The organism is Paraburkholderia madseniana (assembly GCF_009690905.1).
In the GTDB taxonomy this organism is placed as follows: Bacteria; Pseudomonadota; Gammaproteobacteria; order Burkholderiales; family Burkholderiaceae; genus Paraburkholderia; species Paraburkholderia madseniana.
The window spans coordinates 224,269-237,949 of record NZ_VOSW01000001.1; the positions used below are offsets into that span (position 1 = coordinate 224,269).

Below are 13,681 nucleotides of genomic sequence, written 5' to 3' on the forward strand. Positions count from 1 at the left end.
AAATAAGCCGTTCAACCGCCTTCGTCGTCGTAGGTCTTCGGATAAACGCGCACGAGCACGATGCGCGGCCCCTTCATCTTCTTGACCACCACGTCGAACCGATCGAACTCGACGCGCTGCCCTTCGGTAGGCAGATCGTTGAGCGCCTGAATCACGAGGCCGCCGACCGATTCGGCCTTGCCCTCGTCAATGTCGATTCCGAGCGCGCGTTCCAACGACACCACCGGCAAGCTGCCCTTGCCCATCAGCGTGCCGTCGTCCATACGCGTCCAGTCGGCGTCGCCCTGGCGGAATTCGTCGTGGATCTGCCCAACCAGCGCGCCGAGCAGATTGTCCAGCGTCAGAAACCCGATCGGCTTCGAGTTCTTGTGACCAACCAGTGCAAAGTGAGGCGCGCCCTTGCGGAAGCGGCGAAACAGTTCAAGCGCCGGCATGTCCGGTTTTACGTACTGCACGGGTCGCGCATATTTGGAGAGGTCGTCGAGCGTGCTGCCCGCGTGCCGCGCCAGCAGCAAATCCTTCAAGTGGATCATGCCGGCCACGCGCTCGCCGGACGCGTCTTCGAACAACGGATAGCGGCTAAAGCGGTGCCGCGCCACGACCTGCATGTTTTCGCGCAACGGCAAATCGCGCCGCAGGCCGACCATTTCGTAGGACGGACGCATCAGATCCGAGACGGTCATGCGCGAAAAATCCAGCGAATGCGCAATCGTGTTCCATTCGTCCTGGCTGTATGCGCCATCCGGCGCACCGAGTTCAGTCGCGACGTTGGCTCGGCGGCCACGCAGGATCAGCTTGAGTTCGTCGGTCGAATAATGCGAGTCGTGGCCATGGTCCGCGTCGAGGCCCGCGAGCTTCAACACCGCGTTGGCGCTCGTATTGAGCACCCAGATCGCCGGATACATCGCCCAGTAGAAACCGTACAACGGCGTGGCGGCCCACAACGAAACCTTTTCCGCCTCGCGAATCGCCAGCGACTTCGGCGCCAGCTCGCCCACCACGATGTGCAGGAACGAAATACAAGAGAACGCGAAGAACAGCGAGATGCCGTGGATCAGCTTCTCCGACTCGACGCCGAGCAGGCTGAACACCGGCGTGAGCAGTTCCGCGAACGCCGGCTCACCAATCCAGCCGAGCCCAAGCGACGCCAGCGTAATGCCGAGCTGACAGGCCGACAGATACGCGTCGAGCCGACCATGCACCTTTGCCAGCAAACGCCCACGCATACCGTGTTTGGCCGCGAGGCTCTGCACGCGCGTCTGCCGCAGCTTCACCAGACCGAATTCGGCGGCGACGAAAAAACCGTTGAGGGCAACGAGAAACAATGCACCGATAAGGGCGACAACCTGGATCAAAGCGACGGGCTCCGGCAACAAAAGTTGTCAGTATAAATGGCGAAAGCAAGCTGAAAGTTAATCGCGTGCACGAACGCGGGTCGACAGCCGCCGCTCACGTTGCTGTCGTTGCACTCAGCGGCACATGTAGCGCGAGCGTCGCCGCTTCGCTCTCAGGCGCGTCGCTTTGCTCGAAACTGCCGCCGTGCGCTTCCGCAACGCGTTTGCACAGCGCGAATACCCACGCGACCCGTTTGGCTTCGCGCGGCTCGCGCGCCTGTTTGCGGGCAAAGGCTTCCAGCAAATGCGGCACCGCCGGATCGTTCAGTGCAGCGGCGTTTTGATTGAAGGTGACAGTGGCGTACCACCTGGTGGCGTCCACGCGTGCGGCCAGCGTGACCGCGGCGCCCTCCGTGCTCGCTTCGACGGCAAATGTGAGCATCAGCCACAGCGCGGCGGCCAGGCGCTCACGGTCGCCGTTGAGCTGCTCGGTAGCGAGGTGCGACTCGACCGTGACCTCGACTCCGCGCGCGCGCGCCAGCCCGGAACGGACTTCGTCAACGGTTTCATCGAGTAGCGGATGCAGCGAAAACGGCGCAAACGCCAGTTCCAGCGATTTGGTCTCGGCGCGCGTGGCGTCGACAATCGTCTCCAGCAACTTCACCTGCTGTTCCACACCGTTGCGAATGCCGGTGACGGCGCGTTGCGAATTCGGGTCGTTGGCATCGAGCTTACGCTCGAGCACGTACGCCCAGCTATGGATGGCGTTCAGCGGGCCACGGAGATCATGCGACACCAGCGACAGCACGTGATCGCGCATAAACAGCGCGGTCTCCGCGCGCAGGCGTGCGGTGCGTTCGGATACGGCGAAGCCGGAAGGAACCGGCGGTGCGCCGGCGGTCCCGGTGGAAGGCGTTGTCACGATCGAACCCTCTCAGGCGGTGCATCAAATGTTAAAAGAAGTCCCATTATAGGCATGCCGCCCAGCGCAACCAGCCTGGCCGGATGGCTAACCTGAACGCAAACCGCATACCACACGGCAATCCTCGGCGATGCGACGCCAACACGCCTACAATGTCGGTTTTTACGTTTTTGATCTAAGGAGCGACACATGTCGACTGTGACTACCGAATCCGGCCTGAAATACGAAGACATCGTTGAAGGCACTGGCGCCGAAGCGGTGGCCGGCAAGACCGTCAGCGTGCACTACACGGGCTGGCTGACCGACGGCCAGAAGTTCGACTCGAGCAAGGACCGCAACGACCCGTTCGCGTTCGTGCTGGGCGGCGGCATGGTCATCAAGGGCTGGGACGAAGGCGTGCAAGGCATGAAGGTCGGCGGCACGCGCAAGCTGACGATTCCGCCGCAACTCGGTTATGGCGTGCGTGGCGCAGGCGGCGTGATTCCGCCGAATGCAACGCTCGTATTCGAAGTCGAACTGCTCGGCGTCTAAGTTTTTCGCTGCGCTGTTTTGTATTTTGTAATTGGGCTTCACCGATGAGTCACGCCGCCGTCACCGCTCCTAGCGTTTCGTTGCGCCGCTACGGCGCGATCGAAGCGTCGGACGTGCACGACTTTCACCAGGTCGTGCTCGGGCTCGACGGCGCGATGGTGATGGCGGTAGACGGCGTCGCGCATCAGATCGACGCCGGCTCCGCCTGGCTCATCCCGGCGGGTGCACGGCACGACTATGCGGGCGTCGGCGAGAACCGGCAGTTGGTGCTGGATCTGCCGGCTACTTCGCTGGCCGTGCCGGAGCGTCTGTTCGACCGCGCGCGGGCCGTGACGGTGGATGCTTCGCTCACGCAACTCGCGCATCGGATTGCGGCGCACGCCACGGGCGGCGCGCAAGGCGACGATCTGGATACGCGGCGTTTTCAATGGGACGCGGCGGCGCGATTGGGCGCTGCGTTAGTGGCCGATACCGGCACGGTGGCCGAGGCGCAGGCATCTGGCGCCGGCCTCGACTTCGCGCGCATCGACCGCTGGCTGCGCGCCCATCTGTCGGAACCGCTGCGTATCGCCGACCTGGCCGCCCATTGCGGCTTTGGCATGCGGCGCTTTCATCAGCTTTTTATCGACGCCTTCGGCGAAACGCCGCATCGCTATTTGCAGCGTTTGCGGCTCGATACCTCTCTTGGTTTACTGTCTGATCCACGCCTGTCGCTCAGCGATATCGCGTTGGAAATCGGCTTCGGCGATCAGAGCGCTTACACGCACGCATTCACGCGGCGTTTCGGGCTGGCGCCCGGTCAATGGCGCGCGTTGCGTCATTGAGTTTGTGCAACATGCGGGCTGCCTGAAAAGGCGGCCCGCGTTTCCTGCTGCGCTCGCCTAGCGCTATTAACCCGCTAAACCGCGCTCCAGATCGCCGCGGATATCGCCGGCGTTTTCCAGACCCACTGCGAGACGGATCAAACCTTCGCTGATCCCCGCCGCTGCGCGCGCTTCCGGTGTCACGCGACCGTGCGTGGTCGTAGCCGGATGCGTGATGGTGGTACGCGTATCGCCGAGGTTGCCGGTGATCGAGCAGATCTTCGTGCTGTCGATCACGCGCCAGGCATTCGCGCGCATCTGCTCAGGCGTATCGCCCTTCAGTTCGAACGACAGAATCGCGCCGCCCGCCTTCTGCTGACGCATCGCCAGCGCGTGCTGCGGATGCGATTCGAGCCCCGGATAGAACACGCGGTTCACGGCCGGATGCGTTTCCAGCCAGCGCGCGATTTCGAGCGCATTCGCCGACTGCTTTTCGACGCGCAGCGACAGCGTTTCCATGCCCTTGAGCAGCACCCACGCGTTGAACGCGGACAAGGTCGGCCCGGCACTGCGCACGAACGGGAACACCTTTTCCATGATGAACTGCTTCGAACCGACCAGCGCCCCGCCGAGCACACGCCCTTGGCCGTCGAGGAACTTGGTGGCCGAATGCATCACGACGTCCGCGCCGAGCGTCAACGGCTGTTGCAAAGCCGGGCTACAGAAGCAGTTGTCGACCACGAAGATCGCATTGGCCGCCTTCGCGATCTTGCTGATCGCTTCGATATCGGCGACTTCGGTGAGCGGGTTCGACGGCGTTTCGAGGAAGAACATCTTCGTTTCCGGACGCACGGCGTTTTTCCACGCGTCCAGATTGGTCGGATCGACGAAGGTCGTCGTGATGCCGAACTTGCTGAAGATCTGCGAGAACATGCCGAGCGTCGAACCGAACAGCGCTTGCGAGCTAACCAGATGGTCGCCGGCCTGCAAGGTCGACATCACCACCGACATGATCGCGGCCATCCCCGAAGCCGTGGCCATGCACGCTTCTCCGCCTTCAAGCGCGGCCAGACGGTCCTGGAACATCGAGACGGTCGGATTCGTGAAGCGCGAGTAGGTGTAGTTGTCTTCGGAATTCTTGAATTTTTCGGCGGCGTCCGCGGCACTCGCGAAGACGAAGCTCGAGGTCAGGAAAATCGCTTCCGAATGTTCGTTGAAGTCGCTGCGCACTGTGCCCGAGCGGACTGCCAGCGTGTCGAAGTTCAGGGAGTCGTCCATGTTGGTTCTGGTATCCAATGTTCCATGGCTGGGTTCAGCGTCTGCGGCTCATGTTAGACGAGCACAACAACGCCAAACGGCAGCAACAAAAAAGCCCGCTTTTGCGTCGGCATAAGCGGGCTTCATGTGCGGGGGAAAGCTGGAGCGGAGGCGGATGACTGCGGCTTTTCCACCATTCGCTTTAGCTGTTTTGGGTTGCCCCGCGTCCGCAAGCTGAGATCAAATCGACGCAAGCCGTCATGCTAACACGCTCGCGGCGTGGCGTGCAGCGGGCCACGACGCGAGCGCTATTACTCAACCGACCGACAACTGCAGATGCAGTTGCGAACGCGACGGGCCACCCTCGGCCGCTTCGCTCGCGGCGTCGCGATCCGATTGCGAGGACGGTGCGAGACGCGCGGTTTCGATGCGGTCGAGGTACTCGGTGGTCACATCGCCCGTCACATAGTTGCCGTCAAAACACGAGGCTTCGAATTCCTTCAGCGCCGGGTTGATATCGCGCACTGCCTGCTTCAGGGCGTCGACGTCCTGATAAACCAGATAGTCCGCGCCGATCATGCGCGCGACTTCGTCGTCCGTGCGGCCATGTGCGACGAGTTCACCGCGCGTGGGCATATCGATACCGTAGACGTTCGGGTACTTCACCGGCGGCGCCGCCGAAGCGAAGATCACCTTGTTCGCGCCGGCATCGCGTGCCATCTGCACGATTTCGTGCGAGGTGGTGCCGCGCACGATCGAGTCGTCGACGATCAGCACGTTCTTGCCCTTGAACTCGATGCCCATTGCGTTCAGCTTCTGGCGCACCGACTTCTTGCGCATCGCCTGGCCCGGCATGATGAAGGTACGGCCCACGTAACGGTTCTTGAAGAAGCCTTCGCGATATTCCACACCCAGTTTCTTCGCGACCTGCATCGCGGCCGGACGGGACGAATCGGGAATCGGCATCACGACGTCGATCGCGACGTCGGGCAATTCGCGCTTGATCTTCTCGGCGAGGTAATCGCCCATGCGCAAACGCACGTTGTAGACCGGCACGCCGTCGAGCACCGAGTCCGGACGCGCGAGGTACACGAGTTCGAAAATGCACGGGTTCAGGCTCGGATTCGTCGCGCATTGCTGCGAGTGCAAATTGCCTTCGAGGTCGATGAAAATGGCTTCGCCCGGCGCAATGTCACGCACAAATTCGAAACCAATACCTTCGATCGCAACCGATTCCGACGCCAGGATCCACTCGACACCTTCCGGCGTTTCCTGCTTGCCGAGGCACAGCGGGCGAATGCCGAACGGGTCACGAAAGCCGAGCAAACCGTAGCCGGCAATCAGCGACACGATCGCGTACGAACCCCGCACCCGGCGATGCACGCCCGACACCGCCTTGAACAGCGCAGCCGGATCGAGTTGCAGGCTCGAACTGGATAGCTGCAATTCGTGCGCGAGCACGTTGAGCATCACTTCGGTGTCGGAATTGGTATTGATGTGGCGGCGATCGATGCGGAACATCTCATCTTTCAGTTGCTGCCAGTTGGTCAGATTGCCGTTGTGCGCGAGGATGATGCCGAACGGCGCGTTCACGTAGAACGGCTGGGCTTCTTCTTCGCTCGATGCAGAACCGGCGGTCGGGTAACGGACCTGGCCGATACCGGTGGTGCCGGGCAGGCTGCGCATGTTGCGCGTGCGGAACACGTCGCGCACCATGCCGTTAGCCTTGTGCATGTGGAAATTGCTGCCGTTCGCTGTCGCGATGCCGGCGGCGTCCTGACCGCGGTGCTGCAGAAGCAGCAGGCTGTCATAGATCAACTGATTGACCGGAGAATGGGAAACTACGCCTACGATGCCGCACATGGCATGTCCTTCAAAGGTACGAAATTCGTAACGGCGGCCGGTGCCTGCGATGCTGCGCGAGGGTACGCGACTACGTAGAGGCACCGGATTGCGCCGGAGTCCTGCTGCGCTCCTCTAACCGTTCACCTGATCGTCACACGCGGACGTAGGCAGCGAGCGGCTCGGGAAGCAGCGGTTTCATTACGTGCACGCCCTCGACCGCATAGGGCCGAAGCAAGGCGTTGCGCCAGAATTCCTGTTGGGGCAGTTCGGTCAAGCCTGCGAGGGCGACCAGAATCAGCACCAGAACGACCCCGCGCACGAGGCCGAACATCAAACCGAGCGAGCGGTCCACGCCGCTCAAGCCGCTTGCCTGCACGATGCGGCTCAGCAGCGCGTTCAGCACGCTTGCGACCAGCACCACGCCGATCGCCACCAGCGCGAACGCCAAAAGCCACTGGGTCAGCGCGCCGCCCGGCCACGTGGCAGGGATAAACGGCACGACATAACCAACAAAGCGGCAAGCAATAAAAAACGCGGCGATCCAGCCGATCAGCCCGAAAATCTCAGACAAAAAGCCGCGCCATGTGCCGCGCAAGGCCGACAAACCGATCACCGCCATTACAGCGTAGTCGAAGGCAGTGAACATCGCTCGCTTACTGTGCTGCGCCGCTGTTCGCGCCCGACGTCAAGCCGGCCTCACGAACCTTCGCAATCGCGGCGCTAGCCGCTGCACGGTCGGCGAACGGACCGGCGCGCAATAGCGTGAGCATCGAGCCGTCGGCCTGCTTCCGATGTTCGGTATATGCGGGCACACCGGCCGCTTTCAACTTGGTGGCCCAGGTACGGGCATTGGCGTCGTTCGCAAATGCGCCTAGTTGGACGGCGAAACGGCTACCCGGCGGCGATGCTGGCGTGCCAGAATTGGCGTCCGCGCTTGCGGCGGCCGTATTCGCGCTGTCTTCGCTCGGGGCCGAAGTGTTCGCCGCGCTTTGCGTGGCAGGTGCTTTGACCGGTTTGGCAGGCGTTTGCGCTACAGGCGCTGCAGGTGCCGTATTGGCGGCAACGGCGGCGGGCGCTTGCGGTTTCGCAGCCGGTTTGGCTGTGGGCGCTGCGCTCGTAGCCGCACTCTGCTGTTTAGCAGCGCTGGACTGGCCTTGCGTGGCTGCCGTTGTCGGCGCAAGGCCGGAAGCGGCGAGTGCCGCGTCAGGCGCTGGGTTATCCGGTGCTACGCCGGCCTGCGTGTCTTCTTCGGTCTTGGTAGCGACCTTCGGCGCGGGGCGGCTTGGAATGTCGATGGAGATGTCGTCCGTGACGGGCTTTGGATGCGAATCCAGCACCATGGGCAGGATCACCACCGCTGCAACCACCAGCGCGACCGCGCCGACGAGTCTGCGCCGCGCACGCTGCTTTTCAGGCAACGTAGGGTCGAGCAGCATCGCATCGGCATCCACGGTGCGCTCCGTGCGGCGGGTTCGCCGCTCCACACGCTCGCCACGGGCGGCCCGGGTGGAACTGGTGTTTGCGCCGCGCCGAGTAGGTGCGTCGTCTTTCTTGCCGAACGAGAAAATTCCCATGAATCGCTTGGTTCGAGCCTGGCGCCCGTTCAGTGTTGCTGCGATTTACGGTAGGCCATCACGCCTGCTACCGTATAGAAACTGCCGAAAACCACGATTCTATCATTCTCTGACGCTCGTTTTAGCGCGTCTTGGAAAGCGTCTGCCGGTGTTGCGTAGCGCGTCACGCTGCTGTCATTGCCGTCGCTCACGCCCTGCTCGCGCAAAGCCGCTTCGAGCTCTTCCGCCGACGCCGCACGCGGGGTCGGCAGATCGGTCACGCACCAGTGGTCGATTTCGCCTTTCAGGTGCGTCAGCACGCCGGCAATGTCCTTGTCGCGCATCGCGCCGAACACGGCGTAGGTGTACGGGAAAAAGCCCATATTGCCGAGGTTTTGCGACAGTACAGCCGCAGCGTGCGGATTGTGGCCGACGTCGAGCACGATGGCCGGCTTGCCGGGCAGCACCTGGAAGCGTCCCGGCAATTCGACGTTAGCCAGACCGAGCCGGATGTCCTGCGCCGACACCGGCAAACGGTCGCGCAGCGCTTCAAGACCGGCCAGCGCCGCCGACGTGTTGATCAACTGGTTCGCGCCGCGCAATGCCGGATAGGCGAGCGCGGAACGGCGCATGGTCGGGCCCACGTAGCTCCATTGCTGGCGCTCGCTGCCTGCCTGCCCTTCGTAGCGGAAATCGCGGCCGAATAGCCACAATTGGGCGCCGATCTTTTCGGCATAGTCGATCAGTGTTTGTGGCGGCACCGGATCGGCGCAAATCGCCGGCTTACCCGGGCGGAAAATACCGGCTTTTTCGAAGCCGATTTTCTCGCGCGTGTCGCCGAGATACTCGGTGTGATCGATATCGATGCTAGTGATGATCGCGCAGTCCGCATCGAGGATGTTGACCGCGTCGAGGCGGCCGCCCAAGCCGACTTCGAAGATCACGGCGTCCAGTCCGCGCGAGGCGAACAGGCTCATGATCGCGAGCGCCGTGAATTCGAAGTAAGTCAGTGTGATCGGTTCGGCAAGGCTCAGGCGTGCGGCTTCGACGGCTTCGAAATGCGGCAGCAGGTCTGCGTCGCTCGCCATTTCGCCGTTCACGCGCGCCCGTTCGTTGAACGTCAACAGATGCGGCGACGTGTGGCAGCCAACCGTGAAGCCCGCGCGCAGCAAAATCGATTCGAGGATCGCGCAGGTCGAACCCTTGCCGTTCGTGCCGCCGACCGTGATGATCGGGCATTCAAACGACAACTGCATCGCGTCACGTACCTGGGAGATGCGTCCCAAACCCATGTCGATGCCGACAGGATGCGCGGATTCAAGGTGCGTGAGCCACGCGTCGAGGGTGGGGAATGTGGTCATCGAGCGAATCTTTGCTGCGTTGCGAGATCGTGATTATCCCGGAAATGACAGCGCGCCGCTTGATGACTCTCGCGGCGCGCTATTTTTCGACTGCTTTTCGGACGGCTGCGGCGCCCTTTCAGGCGCGGCCCGTATTGATGCAAAGGCTTACGCGACTGCGTCCGCCGGCTGATGGCTCAACAGCGCCATCAATTGCGCGATTTCTTCACGCAGCTTGCGACGGTCGACGATCATGTCGACCGCGCCCTTCGTCAGCAGGAATTCGGCGCGCTGGAAGCCTTCCGGCAGCTTTTCACGCACGGTTTGTTCGATCACGCGCGGACCGGCAAAGCCGATCAGCGCCTTCGGCTCGGCGATCACCACGTCGCCCAGGAACGCGAAACTCGCCGACACGCCGCCCATGGTCGGATCGGTCAGCACGGAAATGAACGGCAGCTTGGCTTCGGCGAGCTTGGTCAGCATGGCGGTGGTCTTCGCCATTTGCATCAGCGAAAGCAGGCTTTCCTGCATCCGCGCGCCGCCCGAAGCGGTGAAGCAGATAAACGGCACTTTCTGTTCGAGCGCGTTCTGTGCGCCGCGCGCGAAACGCTCGCCGACCACCGAACCCATCGAGCCGCCCATGAACGAGAATTCGAAGCACGCGACCACCACCGGCAGCGTGTGGATGGCGCCGCCCATCACGACCATCGCGTCGGTTTCGTCGGTGTCGTCCATCGCCTCTTTCAGGCGGTCCGGGTACTTGCGGCTGTCCTTGAACTTGAGCGCGTCGACCGGGACGATTTCCTGACCGATTTCGTAGCGGCCTTCCGGATCGAGCAGGCCGTCGAGCCGCTCACGCGCGCCGATGCGCATGTGATGGTCGCACTTCGGGCAAACGTGCAGATTGGCCTCGACGTCATTGCGGTACAGCACGGCTTCGCACGACGGGCACTTGATCCACAGGCCTTCCGGAATCCCCTTGCGGTTCTTCGGGTCGGTTTGTTTGATTTTCGGCGGCAGCAGCTTATCGAGCCAGCTCATATTGAATCCCTCTGGGTCAACCGGTTGCGCAAACGGCGGGACGAACCCGCCGCTCACACTACAGGAGACAAAAAATAACTGTTATCGGGCAGTCGCGACGCTATCGAGCGCCTCGCGCACTTCGGCAATGAAGCGCGTAAGCGTCTCGGCGGCGGCTTCGGGCGCCGCTTGTTCGAGCAATTGCACGATACGGCTGCCGATCACGACGGCATCGGACACTTCGGCCACCGAACGCGCCGTTTGCGCGTCACGGATGCCAAAACCGACGCCCACCGGCAGGGGTACGCGCGACTTGATGGCGGGGATTTTACTCGCGATGCTGGAAACGTCCAGATTTGCCGCGCCGGTCACGCCTTTCAGTGACACATAGTAGACGTAACCACTGGCGATTTTGCCGACTTCCGCGATGCGCTCATCCGTGGAGGTGGGCGCCAGCAAAAAGATCGGATCGATGCCGGCAGATCGCATCTGTTCGGCGAAATTAACGCACTCTTCCGGCGGGTAGTCGACAACCAGCACGCCGTCTACACCGGCTTCTTTCGCAGCCTTGGCGAACGCTTCGGTGCCCATGCGCTCGATCGGATTGGCGTAGCCCATCAGCACCACCGGCGTCTTGTCATCGGTTTCGCGGAAGCGCTTCACGTCGGCCAGTACATGGCGCAGCGACACGCCATGCGCCAGCGCGCGTTCGGACGATTGCTGGATCACCGGGCCGTCGGCCATCGGGTCGGAAAACGGTACGCCCAGTTCGATCACATCGGCGCCGCCGGCGGCGAGCGCGTGCATGAATTCAACCGTGCGCGCCGGATCCGGGTCGCCGGCCGTCATGAACGGAATCAGGCCTTTCTTACCCTGGGCGGACAACGCGGCAAACGTGTTCTTGATACGGGACATGGAATATTCTCGGATTTTTAAGCTACTGCGCGCTTATTGCGCCTCGGTTTGCTGCTCGGCTTTGGCCGCATTCTTGCGGCTTTTGCGAGCGGCAGCAGGCGCCGACGCGGCCGCGCTAACGCGCTCGCGTGCTATCGCGCAGTAACTTTCATTGATCTCATAGCCGACGAATTCGCGCTGCTGCCGGGCGCAAGCGACTGCGGTGGTGCCGCTGCCCATGAACGGGTCGAGTACGCGCCCGCCCTTCGGACAACTTGCCAGCACCATCCGCTCGACAATTTCCAGAGGTTTCTGGGTCGGATGATCGACGCGCTCGGCGTGTTGCCGATGCAGCCGCGATACCGACCAGACGTCCTTCGGATTATAGCCAAGCTCCAGCCACTTACTGCCTTCGAACAATTTACGCGAACGCGCCTTCTTCGTGATGGCATCGTACGGGATGCGGACGGGATCGAGATCGAAAAAGTAATCTTTCGACACCGCGAAAAAGCCGATGTTGTCATGCACCGAGGTGAACCGGCGAACCGTTCCCCCCATGCTCGGCACACGCCGGTCCCAGATGATTTCGTTGATCATCGTGAGTTTTGTCTTCAGGAAGCTGAAGATTTCCGGCGCGTACTGCCAGGTGCAGAAGATATACAGCGAACCCGACGGCTTGAGCTTCGGAATAGCCAACTCGAGCCAGCCACGCGTCCAGGCGAGGAAATCCTCGCCGGAGCGCATGTCAGAGTCGTTGCCGTAATCCTTGCCGAGCCCATAAGGCGGATCGCACAGGATCAGGTCGATCGACCCGTCGGGGATGTTCGCTACATCGGTCAGAAAATCGCGGTTCAACAGCCGGATGCCGGCGGGCACCTGCGCTAACAAGGGTGCAGGCGCCTCGGCCGCCACTACCTCGGCGGCCGGGCTGGTTTCAAGCGCCGGTTGCGGCTCGTCGAACTCGTCACGCATCGTCGCGGCGCTCAGAACTGAATGCCCGATCGCTCAGCGACCGTATGCATGTCCTTGTCGCCGCGGCCCGACAGATTGACCAGAAGGACCTTGTCCTTCGGCAGCGTCGGCGCGAGCTTCGCGGCGTAGGCCAGCGCATGGCTGGACTCGAGCGCCGGAATGATGCCTTCGATGCGGCAGCAATCGTGGAACGCCTTGAGCGCTTCTTCGTCGGTGATGCTGACATATTGCGCGCGATTGCTGTCTTTTAGCCACGCGTGTTCAGGGCCGACACCCGGATAGTCCAGACCGGCCGAGATCGAATGTGTTTCGATGATCTGACCGTTCTCGTCTTGCAGGAGATACGTGCGGTTACCGTGCAGCACGCCCGGAGTGCCGGCGATCAGCGAGGCTGCGTGCCGGCCGGTTTCGATCCCGTCACCCGCTGGCTCGACGCCGATCAGTTGCACCGAAGCGTCGTCAATGTACGGGTAAAAGATACCCATCGCGTTCGAACCGCCGCCAACGCACGCAATCACGGCGTCCGGCTGACGACCGACCAGTTCGGGCATCTGTACCTTGCACTCGTCGCCGATCACGCGCTGGAAATCGCGCACCATCATCGGATACGGATGCGGCCCCGCCACCGTGCCGATGATGTAGAAGGTGTTTTCGACGTTGGTCACCCAGTCGCGCATCGCTTCATTGAGCGCGTCTTTCAGTGTGCGCGAGCCGGACGTCACGGGCACGACGGTCGCGCCGAGCAGCTTCATCCGATACACGTTGGCCGCCTGGCGGCGCACGTCTTCTTCGCCCATGTAGACCACGCATTCCATGCCGAAACGCGCCGCGATGGTCGCGGCCGCCACGCCGTGCTGGCCCGCGCCGGTTTCCGCGATCACGCGCGGCTTGCCCATCCGCTTTGCGAGCAGCGCCTGACCGATCACGTTATTGATCTTGTGAGCGCCGGTGTGATTCAGGTCTTCACGCTTGAGGAAAACCTGCGCGCCGCCGAGCATTTCGCTCCAACGTTGTGCGTGATAAATGGGGGACGGACGACCCACGAAATGCTTCAGTTCGCGCTCGTATTCGGCGACGAATTCCGGGTCTTTTCGAAATTTCTCGTACGCGGCACGCAGCTCGTCGAGTGCGTGAACCAGCGTTTCGGCGACGAACACGCCGCCATACTGGCCGAAATGGCCTCTTTCGTCAGGCAAGTTATACATGGTGA

13 protein-coding genes are annotated in these 13,681 nt (G+C 62.3%); 2 read left to right on the top strand and 11 right to left on the bottom strand.

Annotation, left to right across the window (positions count from 1 at the left end; all coding sequences use genetic code 11):
- Positions 1 to 11 precede the first annotated feature (11 nt).
- Positions 12 to 1,355, bottom strand: a complete 1,344-nt coding sequence (locus tag FSO04_RS00960) for a hemolysin family protein (RefSeq protein WP_054034925.1) — start codon at positions 1,353 to 1,355, stop codon at positions 12 to 14.
- A gap of 94 nt (positions 1,356 to 1,449) precedes the next feature.
- Entirely contained in the window at positions 1,450 to 2,256 is an 807-nt protein-coding gene (locus tag FSO04_RS00965; protein ID WP_168435518.1) for a sensor histidine kinase, read from the bottom strand.
- A gap of 189 nt (positions 2,257 to 2,445) precedes the next feature.
- On the opposite strand from FSO04_RS00965, the gene FSO04_RS00970 reads away from it, so the two are divergent.
- Together FSO04_RS00970 and FSO04_RS00975 are read left to right on the top strand one after the other, a co-directional pair.
- Positions 2,446 to 2,787, top strand: coding sequence for an FKBP-type peptidyl-prolyl cis-trans isomerase (locus FSO04_RS00970; protein ID WP_027803023.1), 342 nt, complete (start codon positions 2,446 to 2,448; stop codon positions 2,785 to 2,787).
- A gap of 44 nt (positions 2,788 to 2,831) precedes the next feature.
- Complete coding sequence (locus FSO04_RS00975) at positions 2,832 to 3,611, top strand: AraC family transcriptional regulator (protein WP_154557940.1); 780 nt, start codon at positions 2,832 to 2,834, stop codon at positions 3,609 to 3,611.
- A 66-nt stretch (positions 3,612 to 3,677) separates the two neighbouring features.
- On the opposite strand, the gene FSO04_RS00980 is transcribed toward FSO04_RS00975, so the two are convergent.
- From FSO04_RS00980 to trpB, 9 genes are all read right to left on the bottom strand, one after another.
- Positions 3,678 to 4,868 (bottom strand): O-succinylhomoserine sulfhydrylase, encoded by a 1,191-nt coding sequence (locus tag FSO04_RS00980; RefSeq protein WP_154557941.1) that lies wholly within the window; start codon positions 4,866 to 4,868, stop codon positions 3,678 to 3,680.
- Between the two features lie 294 nt (positions 4,869 to 5,162).
- Positions 5,163 to 6,710: an amidophosphoribosyltransferase gene (purF, locus tag FSO04_RS00985; RefSeq protein ID WP_153142101.1), complete on the bottom strand. Its 1,548-nt coding sequence runs from the start codon at positions 6,708 to 6,710 to the stop codon at positions 5,163 to 5,165.
- Between the two features lie 133 nt (positions 6,711 to 6,843).
- Positions 6,844 to 7,338 carry a CvpA family protein gene (locus FSO04_RS00990; RefSeq protein WP_154557942.1) on the bottom strand — a complete coding sequence of 165 codons (495 nt, stop codon included), beginning with the start codon at positions 7,336 to 7,338 and terminating at the stop codon, positions 6,844 to 6,846.
- A gap of 7 nt (positions 7,339 to 7,345) precedes the next feature.
- The gene (locus FSO04_RS00995) at positions 7,346 to 8,266 is read right to left on the bottom strand and encodes an SPOR domain-containing protein (protein WP_154557943.1); all 921 of its coding nucleotides are present in this window, start codon (positions 8,264 to 8,266) and stop codon (positions 7,346 to 7,348) included.
- A gap of 29 nt (positions 8,267 to 8,295) precedes the next feature.
- The gene (folC, locus tag FSO04_RS01000; RefSeq protein ID WP_154557944.1) at positions 8,296 to 9,606 is read right to left on the bottom strand and encodes a bifunctional tetrahydrofolate synthase/dihydrofolate synthase; all 1,311 of its coding nucleotides are present in this window, start codon (positions 9,604 to 9,606) and stop codon (positions 8,296 to 8,298) included.
- 147 nt (positions 9,607 to 9,753) lie between these two features.
- Positions 9,754 to 10,626: an acetyl-CoA carboxylase, carboxyltransferase subunit beta gene (gene accD / locus FSO04_RS01005; protein WP_074289018.1), complete on the bottom strand. Its 873-nt coding sequence runs from the start codon at positions 10,624 to 10,626 to the stop codon at positions 9,754 to 9,756.
- A gap of 81 nt (positions 10,627 to 10,707) precedes the next feature.
- Positions 10,708 to 11,520 carry a tryptophan synthase subunit alpha gene (gene trpA / locus FSO04_RS01010; RefSeq protein WP_093634943.1) on the bottom strand — a complete coding sequence of 271 codons (813 nt, stop codon included), beginning with the start codon at positions 11,518 to 11,520 and terminating at the stop codon, positions 10,708 to 10,710.
- A 33-nt stretch (positions 11,521 to 11,553) separates the two neighbouring features.
- Complete coding sequence (locus FSO04_RS01015; RefSeq protein ID WP_154557945.1) at positions 11,554 to 12,471, bottom strand: DNA-methyltransferase; 918 nt, start codon at positions 12,469 to 12,471, stop codon at positions 11,554 to 11,556.
- Between the two features lie 11 nt (positions 12,472 to 12,482).
- Positions 12,483 to 13,676, bottom strand: a complete 1,194-nt coding sequence (gene trpB, locus FSO04_RS01020) for a tryptophan synthase subunit beta (protein ID WP_154557946.1) — start codon at positions 13,674 to 13,676, stop codon at positions 12,483 to 12,485.
- Between the last annotated feature and the right edge of the window lie 5 nt (positions 13,677 to 13,681).

Excerpts from the sequence above, each read along its gene's own strand:
- FSO04_RS00970 (WP_027803023.1), top strand. The coding sequence starts at position 2,446 with ATGTCGACTGTGACTACCGAATCCGGCCTGAAATACGAAGACATCGTT.
- FSO04_RS00975 (WP_154557940.1), top strand. The coding sequence starts at position 2,832 with ATGAGTCACGCCGCCGTCACCGCTCCTAGCGTTTCGTTGCGCCGCTAC.
- FSO04_RS00980 (WP_154557941.1), bottom strand. The coding sequence starts at position 4,868 with ATGGACGACTCCCTGAACTTCGACACGCTGGCAGTCCGCTCGGGCACA.
- purF (WP_153142101.1), bottom strand. The coding sequence starts at position 6,710 with ATGTGCGGCATCGTAGGCGTAGTTTCCCATTCTCCGGTCAATCAGTTG.
- FSO04_RS00990 (WP_154557942.1), bottom strand. The coding sequence starts at position 7,338 with ATGTTCACTGCCTTCGACTACGCTGTAATGGCGGTGATCGGTTTGTCG.
- FSO04_RS00995 (WP_154557943.1), bottom strand. The coding sequence starts at position 8,266 with ATGGGAATTTTCTCGTTCGGCAAGAAAGACGACGCACCTACTCGGCGC.
- folC (WP_154557944.1), bottom strand. The coding sequence starts at position 9,606 with ATGACCACATTCCCCACCCTCGACGCGTGGCTCACGCACCTTGAATCC.
- accD (WP_074289018.1), bottom strand. The coding sequence starts at position 10,626 with ATGAGCTGGCTCGATAAGCTGCTGCCGCCGAAAATCAAACAAACCGAC.
- trpA (WP_093634943.1), bottom strand. The coding sequence starts at position 11,520 with ATGTCCCGTATCAAGAACACGTTTGCCGCGTTGTCCGCCCAGGGTAAG.
- FSO04_RS01015 (WP_154557945.1), bottom strand. The coding sequence starts at position 12,471 with ATGCGTGACGAGTTCGACGAGCCGCAACCGGCGCTTGAAACCAGCCCG.
- trpB (WP_154557946.1), bottom strand. The coding sequence starts at position 13,676 with ATGTATAACTTGCCTGACGAAAGAGGCCATTTCGGCCAGTATGGCGGC.